The following is a 14,444-nucleotide window of genomic DNA, read 5'->3' as shown; positions in this document are numbered from 1 at the left end:
CTTTCTCTTGATCCTATTTCACTAATGAAACGATTTTTTGTGCGCCGTCTGCCATGGATTCAGCAGCTGTGATATTAAGACCTGACTCAGATAGGATTTTCTTACCTAAGTCAACATTTGTTCCCTCTAAACGAACGACAAGCGGAATAGATAGGCCAACTTGTTTTGCTGCTTCTACTACTCCATCAGCAATGACATCACACTTCATGATACCGCCGAAGATATTAACAAAAATACCTTTTACGTTTGGATCGGAAAGGATAATTTTAAATGCTTCCGTAACCTTCTCAGCTGTTGCACCGCCGCCAACATCAAGGAAGTTTGCCGGTTCGCCGCCATAGTGCTTAACGATATCCATTGTAGCCATTGCCAGTCCGGCACCGTTAACCATACAGCCGATATTGCCGTCTAATGCGATATAGCTTAAGTCATACTTGGAAGCTTCGATTTCTTTTGGATCTTCTTCTTCAAGGTCACGATAATCTAAAACCTCATTTTGACGGTACAGTGCATTGGAATCGAAGTTTAATTTTGCATCTAATGCCATAACGTTACCATCGCCAGTTACAACTAACGGGTTGATTTCGGCAATTGAGCAATCATTGTCAATATAAGCGTTGTAAAGGCCTGTCATAAACTTAACAGCTTTATTGACTAATTCCTTTGGAATATTGATATTAAATGCCAAACGACGTGCTTGGAATGGCATTAATCCAAGAACTGGATCAATTTCCTCTTTGAAAATTTTCTCAGGTGTATTAGCGGCAACTTCTTCGATTTCTGTTCCGCCCTCTTCAGAACCCATTAATACCACGCGGGAAGTAGCACGATCTAATACTAATCCAATGTAGTATTCTTTTTTAATGTCGCAGCCCTCTTCAATTAGGAGACGCTTAACTTCTTTACCTTCAGGTCCTGTTTGGTGTGTAACCAATGTTTTACCAAGAATTTCGCTGGCATATGTACGAACCTCATCAAGGTTTTTGGCAACCTTAACACCGCCGGCTTTTCCCCGTCCGCCTGCGTGGATTTGCGCTTTTACCACACATACTTGTGTGCCTAATTCTTTCGCTGCTTCAACTGCTTCTTCAACAGTGAAAGCCACTTTTCCATTCGGAACCGCTACCCCATATTTTCTGAGGATTTCTTTCCCCTGATACTCATGGATATTCATTTCCCATCCTCCTAATCAAACTGTTCAAAAAATTTGACTCCGTTTACATTTTATATAATGAAACAAACCTTGTCCACCATTATGCTATAAATAATATTTATATAAAAATCAAGGAAAATAATTAGTTATATAATGCAAAACTATTATTTTCCAAAAATAAAAAACAGGCTTTATTCAGCCTGTTTTATTATAAATCACCTAAGCTAGATTTATGTACCCAACGAAAACGATAATTGATTTGTCAAAGTATCCTTGATGGGTGAGAAGCTCTTACGATGATAAGGAGTGATTCCATACTTGTTAATCGCAAGCAGGTGTTCCTTCGTTCCATAGCCTGCGTTTTCTTGAAAACCATATTGCGGAAACCGCCCCGAAATTTCTTTCATAAGGGAATCTCTTGCTGTTTTAGCCACAATAGATGCGGCTGCAATCGAAATACTTTTGGCGTCCCCTTTAATGATCGATTCTGTCAGGTAAGGAGTGTCAAGTTTCATGGCATCGATGAGCACTACATCCGGGTTTGTTCCTAGACCTGCAATAGCCGATTTCATTGCTTTTTTAGTTGCCTGATAGATATTGATTTCGTCTATTACTGGAGCATGAACCATGGCCACGCTGAATGCAAGCGCCTCTCTCCTAATGATTTCATCAAATTCAAGCCGTTTTTTTTCAGACAGCTTTTTCGAATCATCAATCCCTGGCAGGAAAAAATCCGTCGGCAAAATGACCGCTGCGGACACAACCGGACCAGCCAGCGGCCCCCTGCCCACTTCGTCCACACCAGCGATATACTGAAAGCCTTGACCGCGGTATTTACGCTCAAAGGTCGTCATTTCAAAAAATTTCTCCGCAAGGTCGTTTTCTTGGGCCCGCTGCTTCTTCCATCTCGCTAGGCAGGTTTGCACCCCTTTTCGCTCATCTCCTTCTAGACTAATTAGGAAAGGGTCGTTATCTGCTTTAATGTTATTCAGCTGTTCTTCAATTTCTGTAATCGACAAACGTTTCATTCTTATTCACCTTTTAGGTTAGCGTTAATAAAGCTCCCCATTAGGAGAGCTTTTCGTTATTCTTCATTTTCTGTTTGAAAATCCTTGGGCCTTTCGAATGATAGAGGACCAAACTTCTCGGAACGGGTTTCTCTGATCACCAATTCCGCCACTTTATCGTAGTCTACCATTCCTCCGCCCATCAGGCAGCCGCGAAGCTTGCCGATGTGGTCGAACTTAAGGACAACGTCATCCGGAATTTCGGTAAACTTATAGCGCTCCGTCAAGCGTTCGGGATATTCTCGCTCTAAAAAATCCAGTGCGTAAACGGTCAAGTCCTGCAGATTTAAGAGCGTATCCTTTATTGCCCCAGTGATCGCCAATTTCATGCCGACCTCTTGATCCTCAAACTTTGGCCATAATATTCCCGGAGTATCTAGAAGCTCCATTTCTTTGCCTACTTTTATCCACTGCTGGGATTTCGTCACACCCGGGGTATTGCCAGTTTTGGCGATATTTTTTTTCGCCAGGCGGTTAATGAGTGTTGATTTACCGGCATTGGGAATGCCGACAATCATGGCCCGGATCGCTCTCGGCTTTACTCCTTTTGCCCGCATGCGGTCAAATTTTTCTTTCAAAATTTCCTGGGCAGCATTGGCAATTTCCTTCATTCCTTCTCCTGCCTGGGAATTAATCGCCAGTGCCTTCACACCTTTTTTGGCAAAAAAGGCAATCCATTCCTTGGTAACATTCTTATCGGCCATATCCGCTTTATTCAATAACACCAAACGCGGTTTATGTTGAATGATTTCATCTATCATCGGATTTCTTGATGAGTATGGAATTCTGGCATCTACTAATTCAAAAATGATATCAACTAATTTTAATTTTTCCGTGACCTCTCTGCGAGCCTTAGCCATGTGACCGGGAAACCATTGAATCGTCAAAGCAGTCACCTCCTTTTACTATACACTCTGCAAAAATATTATTTATTTCACAGAAACTATATGGGCATCGTTTAGCGGCCAGTAGACGATGCTTGTCTTGCCAATGACTTTGCTCATTGGAACGGATCCGATATGACGGGAATCTTTGCTGAAGCGGCGGTTATCACCCATTACAAATAATTCCCCTTTTGGAACTGTAATTTGACCGACCGGTGTTTCTTCCAATGTGAAGGAGTCTGTTAATGGACCGTCCTCCACTTGTTTTTTATATTCATCCAAATATGGCTCTTTATACGCTTTGCCATTCACATATAAAGTATCATTCTTATATTCAATTCTATCTCCTGGAAGACCAATGACCCGTTTTATGTAATCTTTATGCTCAGGTGCATGAAAAACAATGATGTCGAATCGATGCGGTTCACCTATTTTATAACTCAACTTATTAACAATCATACGATCCTGATTTTTTAAAGTAGGCATCATTGATAAGCCGTCCACTACTATCGGTGCAAAGAGAAAATAGCGAATTACTGCTGCCAGGATGACAGCAATTAAAAGCGCTTTTGTCCATTCCCAAAATTCATTTTTCTTTTTTGCCATTCTTTTGTCCCCACCAATCCAGTAAAAAATGTCTTATAAAGCCTATTTTACATAACTTGCAACTAATTAACACGAGGGGATTAAAGTTTTTTATCAAATTTAATAATTTGTTAATAGATAAAAAAAGAGCTTGCAGAGCAAGCTCTCTTTTTCTTATTAGCGAATTTCTTTAATACGAGCTTTTTTACCGCGTAGTTCACGCAAGTAGTAAAGCTTAGCACGGCGAACTTTACCGCGGCGAATCACTTCAAGTTTCGCGATTTTTGGTGTGTGTACAGGGAATGTACGCTCAACGCCTACACCGTAAGAAATTTTACGAACTGTGAAAGTTTCGCTGATACCACCACCACGACGCTTAATCACAACACCTTCAAATAACTGAATACGCTCACGAGTACCCTCGACAACCTTAACGTGAACACGTACAGTGTCACCAGGACGGAACGCAGGAAGGTCAGAACGAAGTTGTTCCTTCGTGATTTCTTCTATTAATTTATGCATCGTTTTCAACTCCTTCCAACAGACGCTCATGCATACCAAGAATTTATCAATTGCAGCGGAACATCGTTATAAGACATTAAACTGAGAGACTCAGCTCAAGTCACAAGAAATATCATAACATAATCTTAAAGACCCTGCAATACTACTCGTATTCTTTTTTTACTTCTTCCAGCCACTTTTGTTGGTCTGGTGTTAGTTCTATTTTTTCAAATAGGTCAGGTCTTCTTAATAGAGTTCTTCTTAGGGTTTCTTTATTGCGCCATTCTTCAATTAACTTGTGATTGCCGGATAATAGTACATCCGGCACCTTCATGCCGCGGAAATCAGCAGGCCTTGTATAGTGAGGGTGTTCAAGCAGACCTGTACTAAACGAATCCTTAATATGGGATTCTTGATTGCCAAGCACCTCGGGGAGCAGACGGACAACACTATCAATCACAACCATGGCACCAAGCTCACCACCTGTTAAAACATAGTCGCCTATTGATATTTCATCGGTGACCAAATGCTCCCTGATCCTTTCATCATAGCCTTCATAATGACCGCAAATAAATATCAGATGTTCCTCACCGGCCAATTCTTCCGCTTTCCTTTGGCTGTAGCGCTCCCCTTGAGGGCAAAGCAAAATGATTCTTGGGCGGCTGGTGTTAGCCTGTTCTGTAAGAGAGGCAACCGCATCAAAAATCGGCTGCGGTTTTAAAACCATGCCAGCACCGCCTCCGTATGGATAATCATCCACTGTGGAATGCTTGTTATCGGAGAATTCACGGAAGTTAACGACATTGTATTGGACAGCTGACTTTTCCGCTGCTTTGCTTAAAATCGAACTCCCAAGTACCCCGGTAAACATCTCAGGAAAAAGGGTAAGAATGTCGATTTGCATCATGACAAAAGTCCTTCCATTGGTTCAATAAGGACAACCTTTTCCTTTACATCCACTTTCTTGACAACATCATGGATATACGGGATTAAAACCTCTTTTCCGTCTTTTCCTTTGACCACCCAAACATCGTTCGCACCCGGAGTAAGGATTTCAGTAATTTTTCCAATCTCTTCCCCATCTATAGTGGCTACGAGACAGCCGATAATTTCATGATAATAGAATTCATCTTCCTCTAGTTCACTTAGCTGTGACTCCGGAACCTTCAAAATTCCTTCACGAAACTTCTCCACCAGGTTAATATTTTCATACCCTTCAAAAACAAGCAAATCAAAGTTTTTATGGCTGCGGTGGCTTTTAACGGTTAATTCAAGCGGTGTGCTTGATGCCTTTTGAAATAAATATAATGTATTCCCCGGTTTATAGCGCTCTCCCGGAAAATCGGTTTTCGAAATGACGCGGACTTCTCCTTTTATACCATGGGTATTGACTATTTTACCAACATTGAACCATCTTTCCATATGTACTCACCTTCTAATTTCCTCAATGATACCATCTTTAATAATAATCTCAGGCTGTAAATCTTGGTCAATCCAAAGGTCCCCTGCTTTAACCTCAATGAGAGCCTGGACTTCCTTTTCCTTTAATTCACTGCCTATTGGTAGGATATGTAATTGTTCTATTTGAAAATCAAGTAATTTTATTTTTTCCCGTCTCATTTCAATTTCTTTTTCAAAGTGCTTTTTTAGTGTGCCCTGAGGGTAGTTTTTCGATTTTTCCAAGCGTTTTAATTCGAATTGAAGCTGGTCGCATTCTTTTTCAAACTGCCGTTTCCTTGCATGATACTTGTCAAAAAGCTGTTGTTTGCTTTTTTCGGTTAAGACTTGCTTCACCACAACGTGTTGAATAATTTGCATGTTTATTGCCCCCTTAAAAATTTGAACAACTAACAAAAAAGGGAGGACTTTAATCCCTCCCTTTCTTTCTTGATGCAAAAAGCTATTCACCAATTTCCAAGAAAATCTTCTTTTGTTGTGATGATCCTGCTGCGTAGACAACAGTCCTAATGGCCTTTGCAACACGCCCCTGCTTGCCAATTACCTTACCGATGTCCGTTTTATTGACGGTTAAGTGATAGGTAATTCGAGTATCATCTTCAATGGTTTCAACCCGAACTTCCTCAGGAAAATCAACAAGGGGCTTAACAATCGTTTCGATCAGTTCTTTCATCGCTTCTCCACGATTACTTGCTTAATTTTGCATTGTGGAATTTTTCCATAATGCCTTGTTTTGAGAACAAGTTACGTACTGTATCAGATGGCTTCGCGCCGTTTTGCAACCACTTAAGAGCTAGTTCTTCGTTGATTTGAACTAAAGCTGGTTCAGCAACTGGGTTGTAAGTTCCAACTGTTTCGATGAAACGTCCATCACGTGGTGAACGAGAATCTGCTACTACAATACGATAGAAAGGAGTTTTCTTAGCTCCCATACGCTTTAAACGAATTTTTACTGCCATTTTAAATAAGCACCTCCGAATAGTTTCACACAAGATAGTATAATACCAATTGTTTTTTTATTTGTAAAGTGTTTTTTCTTTACAGTTATTATTTCCAAATATTACAGAATTAAAACAGAATGCAAACATGAACTTAGACTGGTGTCCAGCTCCAGCGCCTAGGGGCTCGGGGTCATAAGCCAATCCGTCAAGAAGGCTCGTCTTATGCCTGTCGCCCCTGAACAAGGCGCTTCCGCATTTCGAATTAAAACGGCTTAAAAGGAAATTTAAATCCGCCTTTTTTCTTGGCTTTTTGCTGCATGCCAGTCATTTGCTTCATCATTTTCTTCATGTCCTCAAACTGTTTTAACAGACGGTTTACCTCGGCAACGGTACGTCCGCTTCCTGCGGCAATCCGGCGTTTGCGGCTTGAGTTCATGATTTCGGGGTGAAGCTTTTCTTGTTTAGTCATCGACCTGATAATGGCCTCAACATGGGCTATTTGCTTTTCATCGATTTGCAGATTGTTCAAACCTTTGATTTTATTAGCGCCAGGCATCATCTTTAACAGTTCGTCAAGCGGACCAAGTTGGCGGACCTGCCCTAACTGGTCGAGAAAATCATCAAGTGTAAACGACGCTGTCCGCATTTTCTGCTCAAGCTCTTTGGCTTTTTCTTCGTCGATATTGGCCTGTGCTTTTTCAATTAAGGTCAGCACATCACCCATGCCCAAAATTCGTGATGCCATTCGCTCCGGATGGAACGGTTCCAAGGCATCCATCTTTTCACCCATACCAATAAATTTAATTGGTGTCTGAGTGACGGACCGGATAGACAGAGCAGCACCGCCCCTTGTATCACCGTCAAGCTTTGTCAGCACGACCCCAGTCAGGCCAAGCTGTTCATTAAAGCTTTGTGCCACGTTGACAGCATCTTGACCTGTCATCGCATCGACAACTAGAAAGATTTCATCCGGCTTGGTCAGTTCCTTAATGTCCTTTAGTTCGTTCATTAAGGTCTCATCAACATGGAGCCGGCCGGCAGTATCGATCAGAACATAATCATGATGCTCCTCTTTGGCTTTGACGATAGCTTGTCTGGCAATCTCAACCGGACTTACCTTGTCACCAAGGGAGAAAACAGGCATGTTTAATTGCTTGCCTAGTGTTTCAAGCTGTTTGATTGCGGCTGGGCGATAAATATCGGCAGCAACGAGCATCGGCTGTTTGTTATACTTCTTCCGCAGCAAATTAGCCAGCTTCCCTGAGGTCGTTGTTTTACCAGCCCCCTGCAGACCGACCATCATGATAACGGTTGGCGGGCGATTTGACACAGCAATTTTGCTTTGCTCTCCGCCCATTAATTCCGTTAATTCTTCATTAACGATTTTAATGATTTGCTGTCCGGGAGTTAAGCTCTTTAGTACCTCTTGTCCAACGGCGCGTTCGCTTACCTTTTTAACAAAATCTTTGACGACCTTGAAGTTAACGTCCGCCTCAAGCAAGGCGAGACGCACTTCACGCATCATTTCTTTTACATCCGCTTCAGAGACTTTCCCTTTGCCGCGGATTTTTTGGATTGTATTTTGCAGTCGGTCGGCTAATCCTTCAAACGCCATTTATCCCAACTCCTAATCTAAATTCTCCAGCTCAGCGATTGTGGCTTGCATCGCCTGCTTGCTTGGCTGCTCTTCATCGAGCAGTTCTTTCAGAAGCTTGACGAGCCGGTTGCGTTCCTGAAATTTTTGAAATAATAATAGCTTTTCTTCGTACTCCTCGAGCATTGCCTCTGTCCGTTTGATATTATCATAAACGGCCTGACGGCTGACTTCGTATTCTTCGGCGATTTCACCGAGTGAGTAGTCGTCCAAATAATAGAGAGACATATAGCTTTGCTGCTTTGGCGTTAACAGCGAATGATAGAAGTCGTACAGGTAGTTCATTCGTGTCGTCTTTTCAAGCATGCTGCATCCCCCTTTTTGTAAAGCGAAAAGCCTTTACGAAGTAGTTTACATGGGCGAACAGTTAGTGTCAAGCAAAACATCTTTACAAAAAGAAAAGCGGAAGCGCCTCGAAAAGGCGCTGAAGCTGGACATTATTCTATTCAGACTTTTCAATCTGCTCCGCGAATAGTCCATAGACGTATTTTTCGGCGTCGAATTCTTGCAGGTCGTCCATTTTTTCTCCTAGTCCTACGAATTTAACGGGGATTTTCAATTCGTTGCGGATTGCTAGGACGATTCCGCCTTTGGCGGTTCCGTCGAGTTTGGACAGGACAATTCCGCTTACATTGGTGGCTTCTTTAAAGGTTTTTGCCTGAATGAGTGCGTTTTGGCCGGTTGTGGCATCAAGCACCAAGAGAACTTCGTGCGGCGCACCCGGGATTTCCCTTTCAATTACCCGCTTCACCTTTTCAAGCTCTTTCATCAGGTTTACTTTGTTTTGCAATCTGCCGGCTGTATCGCAGAGGAGAATATCAGCGTTTCTTGATTTTGCGGCCTGGATGGCATCATACATGACAGCTGCCGGATCTGAGCCCTCAGCCTGCTTAATGGTTTCGACTCCCACTCGGTCTCCCCAAACCTCAAGCTGATCAATCGCACCGGCACGGAAGGTGTCTCCAGCCGCTAATATTACTTTTCTTCCCTCGGACTTAAACTTATAGGCAAGCTTGCCGATGGTTGTAGTTTTACCGACACCATTTACTCCGACGAATAGAATTACCGTCAGTCCATCCTTCTGTATATTTAATTGCGATGATTGTTCTTCCCCGGAATTATAAATATCGACCAGCTTTTCAGAGATGACACTTTGGACTTCAACAGGGTCCTGAATATTTTGGCGCTTTACCTCCATTTTCAGCTCATCAATCAGCTCCATAACTGTATCAAAACCGACATCCGCCTGGATTAAGATTTCTTCGAGCTCTTCAAAGAATTCCTCGTCGACTTTCCGGTATCTTGCAATCAGGTCGGTGACCTTGCCGGAAAAGCTGTCCCTTGTTTTGGTGAGTCCTTCCTTAAATTTTTCTGTTACATTATCCGTCGACTTTGTAATCTTTTCTTTTAATTTTTTAAAAAAACTCATTTTCTCACTTCCTGACCTTATGATTCTACTAGTTCTTTGGTATCCTCCAAGCGGACCGATACAAGCTTTGATACGCCGGATTCCTGCATTGTCACCCCGTAAAGGACATCGGCACCCTCCATTGTCCCTTTTCGATGAGTGATAACAATAAACTGGGTTTCCTTACTAAAGCGTTTTAAATATTGACTGAAACGGTGGACATTGGCCTCATCTAAGGCGGCTTCAACCTCATCAAGGATACAGAATGGAACAGGCCGTACCTTTAAAATCGAAAATAACAGAGCAATTGCCGTTAAGGCCCGCTCTCCCCCAGACAAAAGCCCTAAATTTTGCAGTTTTTTACCAGGCGGCTGGGCAACGATTTCAACACCGGTATTCAAGAGATCTTCTGGCTCTGTTAAGATTAGGTCTGCGCGGCCGCCGCCAAATAACGCCCGAAAAACCGGTTCAAAATGTTCCCGGATTCCCTCGAAGGTTTGGCTGAACCGTTTCTTCATCTCTTCATCCATTTCTCCAATGACCTGGAATAGTGTATCCTTTGCTTCTTGAAGATCAGCCTTTTGTTCACTTAGAAATTCATAGCGTTCCGATACCCGTTCATATTCTTCAATCGCACCAAGATTAACATGGCCTAGCTCTTCAATGGCAAGCTTAATCAATTTCACCTTTTTGCGTGCTTCCTCGACCGAAACAGTTAGTGGGAATTGCTCCTTGGCTCCCTCAAAGGATAATAAATACTCCTCTCTAAGGTGCGTCAGCCTGTTTTCCAGCTCTACATCCAAACGGTTCATTTTTACTTCCTCGTCCTTGATGGCGATGGTTAATCCTTTATGAACTCGTTTTAATTCCTTTGTTTCAAGCTCCAAATTCTCCAGGTCGCCTTGCAGCTCTAGGCGTTCCTGTCTCCTGGCCGCAATCAGCTTAAGCGTATTTTCTTTGTCCTGCTGCTTGCGTTTGGCGGCTTCCTCTAGCTGCTCCTCACCGGTTGAACTGTTGGTCATTTCCGCTGTCAGGAAATTCAGGTCCTCGGTGAAAATAGTCAGCTTTTGTTCGTTTTCAACGATATCCCGCTTCATTTGCTCGAGCCGTTCTTTTGCATGTAAAAACTGTTCATTTTTTGAGGCAAATTCAATCTTAAGTTCATTTATCGCAGTGGTGAGCGATTCTTTGGATGTTAAATCCTGTGTCTTTTGATTTGTCAGGATCAGGATTTTCTGATCCAGGTCAGCAATGGTCTTTTTAAATGTTTCGAGTGAGTCGGACACCTTCGTTTTTCTTGCCAAAAGTTCTGAACGGTCTTTGGCTATTTGATTCTTTTCCAAATCATAAATGGCCAGTCGGTCATTAATATTCTTTTCTTCAAGCTCCGCTTCTCGTAAATCCCCTTTAATCGACTGCTCCGATAGTCTTAAATCCTCCCCGGATTTGCGGATTTCCTCAAGCGCAGCTTCTGAGGTCTGCACTTCCTCTTTCAGGGATTTAACGGTCTTCTCTAAATCAGCCGTTTTATCTTCCATGATGACCAGTTTTTCTTTTAAACCCTCTAGCTCTGTTTTTCGTGATAATAAAGATGAACTTTTTTGTTTGACGGCACCACCTGTCATCGAACCGCCAGGATTTACGACGTCCCCGTCTAGGGTTACCAGGCGTACCCGATATTGCAGCATCTTTGCCAGTTCATTAGCCCCTTTTAGGTCCTTTGCGATGACTACATTACCAAGGAGATTATTCATAACCTCTGCATATTTCCCGTCAAACTGAACGAGGCTTACGGCCGTTCCGATTAAAGCTGGATGGTGTTGTATTAAATTCAATTGAGCCGCTGATAAGGGCCTTCCTTTAATGACCGTTAATGGTAAGAAGGTGGCGCGGCCAAAGGAATTTTGTTTTAGGTATCCAATTGCCTTGCGGGCGTTTTCCTCAGTATCTACGACGATATGCTGTAGAGCCCCGCCGAAGGCTGTTTCAAGGGCTGTTTCATATTCCTTCGGAACAGTGACGAGTTCTGCAACGGCACCTTCAATGCCGGCAAGCTTTTTTCCACGCTCCTTAAGGATTTCCTTAACCCCTTGAAAAAAGCCTGCAAAGTCCTCTTCCATTTCTTCCAGCATTTCTTTTTTTGATTTTGCCTGCTGAAGCAGCTGATATGCTTGGTATAATGTTTTCTCCTGTTTTTGGTAATTGGCCCTGAGTGACTCCAGCTTTCGCTGCTGCTCGCGGAACGTTACGACCTGTGCTTCCAGCTTAGCCTGAACAGCAACTAAAGAAGATTGAACCTGCTGCTTTTTAGTAAGAGCCGCCTCCCGTTCTAACAGGAATTTTTCATTTTCCGCATCAAGCCGCGTACTTTTATGATCCTGCTGCTCAAGCTGTTCGTTGATGTATTTCCACTCATTTTTTGCACCTGCCTGCTCATTTAACAGGTCGATATACTCACTCTTTAAGCTATCAATTTTCTCATCAAGATTTTCCGCAAACAAATGAAGCTTCTCTTGCTTTTCCTTCAGTTGGGCCTGCAATTCCTTAACCTGTTTCTCCAATGTGTTGAAAGTCTCAATTTGCAAGTCCCGGGCACCTGACAGCTCGGCGATACGATTCGTTAAATCAGTAATATTTTGCTTGAGCTGATCTTTATTTTGCGATGCGTTTTTCTTCCGTTCTTTCAGAACCTCTTTACGCCCTTCAAGCTTTTCAAGCTCTTCGCTGGCATGAAGGAGGACATTCTGAAGGTCGGTTATCGACTCATCCAACGCAGCAATTTGATCCCTTATTTCAACAATCTTTGCTTCTTTTAGCTGCAAATCCGAAGAAATCCCAAGTTCTTTGTGTTGATGCTCATCAAGCTGTTTCGAAAGACTTTCCCACTTTTGATGGAGGTCTTCGATTTCATACACCGTCAACGAAACCTCGAATTTTTCAAGCTCTTCCTTTTTCTCCAAATAGTCTTTGGCCATGGATGCCTGGATTTTTAAAGGTTCTACCTGGCTTTCCAGCTCAAATAAAATGTCATGAACCCGATTAAGGTTCTCCTGGGTTTCTGAAAGCTTAAATTCTGCCTTTTTTTTGCGGTTTTTATATTTTAATACCCCGGCCGCTTCCTCAAAAATAGTCCTTCGGTCTTCAGCCTTGCTGTTTAAAATTTCTTCTACCTTTCCTTGGCTTATGATTGAGAAGGCTTCTCTGCCAAGGCCGGAATCCATGAATAAATCAATAATATCCTTAAGCCTGCAGTGCTGTTTATTAATATAAAAATCGCTATCCCCTGAGCGAGTCACCCTTCTCGTGACACTTACTTCGTTATAATCAATCGAGAGCCCCTGATCCTGATTATCTAATGTCAAGGTTACTTCGGCAAAATTGAGCGCTTTTCTCGTATCGCTGCCGGCAAAGATGATGTCCTCCATCTTGCTTCCCCTTAGTGATTTGGCCGATTGCTCCCCTAACACCCAGCGGATGGCATCAGTAATATTACTTTTGCCGCTCCCATTTGGACCAACCACTGCGGTAATGCCAGGGACAAACTCCACGCCAACTCGCTCCGCAAAGGATTTAAAGCCAATAATGTCCAACCGTTTTAAAAACATTCATTAATCCTCCTAAAATGCCCGGGGATTTCTCCTCAAAAACTTTTTTTGTTAATTCTGGGCTGACTCATTTTTTAACATTTGTAGTGCCATTTGAGCAGCATGCTGTTCTGCTTCCTTTTTCGACCTTCCTGTACCCACTCCCAGCTCATCGCCGTTTAAAGTCACTTTAGAGACAAACTCCTTATTATGGGCAGGGCCTTTTTCCTGAAGGACACAATATTCAATCATGCCCGATCCATCTCTTTGGATTAGCTCCTGCAATTGGCTTTTAAAATCCATCACATGAGAAAAAGCACCAGCATCAATTTTAGGAAAAACTACCTTTTCAAGAAACTGAATAACCACTTCGATTCCTTTATCCAAATAGAGAGCGCCGATGAACGCTTCAAACACATCGGCCAAAAGAGCAGGGCGCTCCCTGCCGCCGGTCATTTCTTCACCCTTGCCAAGCAAGATTAGTTTGCCAAAATGAAGTTCATTCGCAAATGCTACCAGGGATGGTTCGCATACTATGGCTGCTCTAAGCTTGGTCAATTCTCCTTCGGTCATAGTCGGATATTTTTTAAAAAGGAATTGGGAGATCGTCAGTTCTAGCACAGCGTCTCCTAAAAATTCGAGCCTCTCATTATCTTCAAAAGGTTTTCTGCGATGCTCATTCACATATGATGAATGGGTGAAAGCCTGTTTTAGTAATTTTTCGTTTTCAAAAATGACACCGATTGAATTTTGCAGTTCTTTAAATTGTTTTTCGTTTGCGCGATTGTTAATTTCTTTTTCCTTCCAGTTCTTGCGCATTAAATTCTCCACCTTGTTTCCAATTTGCATAGCCTAAGTTTAAGTAATTTACGTTTAAAACGCAAAGAAACTTGGCAATTGTTGTGCCAAGTTCTATATTACAGAATAAAGCTCCGTTTGAAAACGGAGCTTTAGGAATTATTCCAAGAAGATTACTTTTGGCTTTCTATGTAGGTCACAGCATCACCAACAGTGCTGATTTTTTCGGCATCTTCATCGGAAATTTCCATATCGAATTCATCTTCTAATTCCATCACTAGTTCTACAACGTCAAGGGAATCTGCGCCAAGGTCGTCTTTGAAAGACGCTTCAAGTTTAACTTGAGATTCGTCTACTCCTAAACGGTCAACGATGATCTTTGTTACACGCTCTAATACTTCTGCCATCACT

Annotated in this window: 16 protein-coding genes; all 16 read right to left on the bottom strand. The window is 42.5% G+C overall.

Annotation, left to right across the window (positions count from 1 at the left end):
- Nucleotides 1-13: 13 nt before the first annotated feature.
- Nucleotides 14-1,174, bottom strand: coding sequence for an ADP-forming succinate--CoA ligase subunit beta (gene sucC, locus QNN06_RS10815; RefSeq protein WP_284037547.1), 1,161 nt, complete (start codon nucleotides 1,172-1,174; stop codon nucleotides 14-16).
- A gap of 209 nt (nucleotides 1,175-1,383) precedes the next feature.
- Nucleotides 1,384-2,181, bottom strand: a complete 798-nt coding sequence (locus tag QNN06_RS10810; RefSeq protein WP_217032876.1) for a ribonuclease HII — start codon at nucleotides 2,179-2,181, stop codon at nucleotides 1,384-1,386.
- A 56-nt stretch (nucleotides 2,182-2,237) separates the two neighbouring features.
- Nucleotides 2,238-3,107 carry a ribosome biogenesis GTPase YlqF gene (gene ylqF, locus QNN06_RS10805; protein WP_217032878.1) on the bottom strand — a complete coding sequence of 290 codons (870 nt, stop codon included), beginning with the start codon at nucleotides 3,105-3,107 and terminating at the stop codon, nucleotides 2,238-2,240.
- 42 nt (nucleotides 3,108-3,149) lie between these two features.
- Nucleotides 3,150-3,710 (bottom strand): signal peptidase I, encoded by a 561-nt coding sequence (lepB, locus tag QNN06_RS10800; RefSeq protein ID WP_213116347.1) that lies wholly within the window; start codon nucleotides 3,708-3,710, stop codon nucleotides 3,150-3,152.
- Nucleotides 3,711-3,866: 156 nt separating this feature from the next.
- A complete protein-coding gene (gene rplS / locus QNN06_RS10795) occupies nucleotides 3,867-4,211 on the bottom strand; it encodes a 50S ribosomal protein L19 (protein WP_213116348.1) in 345 nt (114 codons plus the stop codon).
- A 142-nt stretch (nucleotides 4,212-4,353) separates the two neighbouring features.
- Nucleotides 4,354-5,094: a tRNA (guanosine(37)-N1)-methyltransferase TrmD gene (gene trmD, locus QNN06_RS10790; protein WP_213116914.1), complete on the bottom strand. Its 741-nt coding sequence runs from the start codon at nucleotides 5,092-5,094 to the stop codon at nucleotides 4,354-4,356.
- Nucleotides 5,094-5,612 (bottom strand): ribosome maturation factor RimM, encoded by a 519-nt coding sequence (gene rimM, locus QNN06_RS10785; RefSeq protein ID WP_213116349.1) that lies wholly within the window; start codon nucleotides 5,610-5,612, stop codon nucleotides 5,094-5,096. Before rimM ends, trmD begins: the two co-directional genes overlap by 1 nt.
- 6 nt (nucleotides 5,613-5,618) lie before the next feature.
- Nucleotides 5,619-6,008 carry a YlqD family protein gene (locus QNN06_RS10780; protein WP_213116350.1) on the bottom strand — a complete coding sequence of 130 codons (390 nt, stop codon included), beginning with the start codon at nucleotides 6,006-6,008 and terminating at the stop codon, nucleotides 5,619-5,621.
- Between the two features lie 82 nt (nucleotides 6,009-6,090).
- Nucleotides 6,091-6,321 carry a KH domain-containing protein gene (locus QNN06_RS10775; protein WP_213116351.1) on the bottom strand — a complete coding sequence of 77 codons (231 nt, stop codon included), beginning with the start codon at nucleotides 6,319-6,321 and terminating at the stop codon, nucleotides 6,091-6,093.
- Nucleotides 6,322-6,334: 13 nt separating this feature from the next.
- Nucleotides 6,335-6,607 (bottom strand): 30S ribosomal protein S16, encoded by a 273-nt coding sequence (gene rpsP, locus QNN06_RS10770; protein ID WP_213116352.1) that lies wholly within the window; start codon nucleotides 6,605-6,607, stop codon nucleotides 6,335-6,337.
- Nucleotides 6,608-6,851: 244 nt separating this feature from the next.
- The gene (gene ffh, locus QNN06_RS10765) at nucleotides 6,852-8,204 is read right to left on the bottom strand and encodes a signal recognition particle protein (protein ID WP_213116353.1); all 1,353 of its coding nucleotides are present in this window, start codon (nucleotides 8,202-8,204) and stop codon (nucleotides 6,852-6,854) included.
- A gap of 12 nt (nucleotides 8,205-8,216) precedes the next feature.
- Nucleotides 8,217-8,549 (bottom strand): putative DNA-binding protein, encoded by a 333-nt coding sequence (locus QNN06_RS10760; protein ID WP_213116354.1) that lies wholly within the window; start codon nucleotides 8,547-8,549, stop codon nucleotides 8,217-8,219.
- A 136-nt stretch (nucleotides 8,550-8,685) separates the two neighbouring features.
- Nucleotides 8,686-9,672 (bottom strand): signal recognition particle-docking protein FtsY, encoded by a 987-nt coding sequence (gene ftsY, locus QNN06_RS10755; protein WP_284037546.1) that lies wholly within the window; start codon nucleotides 9,670-9,672, stop codon nucleotides 8,686-8,688.
- Nucleotides 9,673-9,689: 17 nt separating this feature from the next.
- On the bottom strand, nucleotides 9,690-13,256 hold the full coding sequence (gene smc / locus QNN06_RS10750; protein ID WP_284037545.1) for a chromosome segregation protein SMC: 3,567 nt from the start codon (nucleotides 13,254-13,256) through the stop codon (nucleotides 9,690-9,692).
- Nucleotides 13,257-13,307: 51 nt separating this feature from the next.
- A complete protein-coding gene (rnc, locus tag QNN06_RS10745) occupies nucleotides 13,308-14,054 on the bottom strand; it encodes a ribonuclease III (RefSeq protein ID WP_213116357.1) in 747 nt (248 codons plus the stop codon).
- 152 nt (nucleotides 14,055-14,206) lie between these two features.
- Nucleotides 14,207-14,440 (bottom strand): acyl carrier protein, encoded by a 234-nt coding sequence (gene acpP / locus QNN06_RS10740; protein WP_213116358.1) that lies wholly within the window; start codon nucleotides 14,438-14,440, stop codon nucleotides 14,207-14,209.
- Nucleotides 14,441-14,444 lie beyond the last annotated feature (4 nt).

The organism is Neobacillus sp. 114 (assembly GCF_030127045.1).
Classification (GTDB): Bacteria; Bacillota; Bacilli; order Bacillales; family Cytobacillaceae; genus Neobacillus; species Neobacillus rhizophilus.
Note: the sequence above shows the minus strand (reverse complement) of the source record. Positions and strands in the feature narration are given on the sequence as shown.

What these genes read in the sequence shown, in the direction of transcription:
- acpP (WP_213116358.1), bottom strand. Translation starts at nt 14,440, where the DNA reads ATGGCAGAAGTATTAGAGCGTGTAACAAAGATCATCGTTGACCGTTTA.
- QNN06_RS10780 (WP_213116350.1), bottom strand. Translation starts at nt 6,008, where the DNA reads ATGCAAATTATTCAACACGTTGTGGTGAAGCAAGTCTTAACCGAAAAA.
- trmD (WP_213116914.1), bottom strand. Translation starts at nt 5,094, where the DNA reads ATGCAAATCGACATTCTTACCCTTTTTCCTGAGATGTTTACCGGGGTA.
- ftsY (WP_284037546.1), bottom strand. Translation starts at nt 9,672, where the DNA reads ATGAGTTTTTTTAAAAAATTAAAAGAAAAGATTACAAAGTCGACGGAT.
- QNN06_RS10810 (WP_217032876.1), bottom strand. Translation starts at nt 2,181, where the DNA reads ATGAAACGTTTGTCGATTACAGAAATTGAAGAACAGCTGAATAACATT.
- smc (WP_284037545.1), bottom strand. Translation starts at nt 13,256, where the DNA reads ATGTTTTTAAAACGGTTGGACATTATTGGCTTTAAATCCTTTGCGGAG.
- QNN06_RS10760 (WP_213116354.1), bottom strand. Translation starts at nt 8,549, where the DNA reads ATGCTTGAAAAGACGACACGAATGAACTACCTGTACGACTTCTATCAT.
- sucC (WP_284037547.1), bottom strand. Translation starts at nt 1,174, where the DNA reads ATGAATATCCATGAGTATCAGGGGAAAGAAATCCTCAGAAAATATGGG.
- QNN06_RS10775 (WP_213116351.1), bottom strand. Translation starts at nt 6,321, where the DNA reads ATGAAAGAACTGATCGAAACGATTGTTAAGCCCCTTGTTGATTTTCCT.
- rnc (WP_213116357.1), bottom strand. Translation starts at nt 14,054, where the DNA reads ATGCGCAAGAACTGGAAGGAAAAAGAAATTAACAATCGCGCAAACGAA.
- rpsP (WP_213116352.1), bottom strand. Translation starts at nt 6,607, where the DNA reads ATGGCAGTAAAAATTCGTTTAAAGCGTATGGGAGCTAAGAAAACTCCT.
- lepB (WP_213116347.1), bottom strand. Translation starts at nt 3,710, where the DNA reads ATGGCAAAAAAGAAAAATGAATTTTGGGAATGGACAAAAGCGCTTTTA.
- rimM (WP_213116349.1), bottom strand. Translation starts at nt 5,612, where the DNA reads ATGGAAAGATGGTTCAATGTTGGTAAAATAGTCAATACCCATGGTATA.
- ffh (WP_213116353.1), bottom strand. Translation starts at nt 8,204, where the DNA reads ATGGCGTTTGAAGGATTAGCCGACCGACTGCAAAATACAATCCAAAAA.
- rplS (WP_213116348.1), bottom strand. Translation starts at nt 4,211, where the DNA reads ATGCATAAATTAATAGAAGAAATCACGAAGGAACAACTTCGTTCTGAC.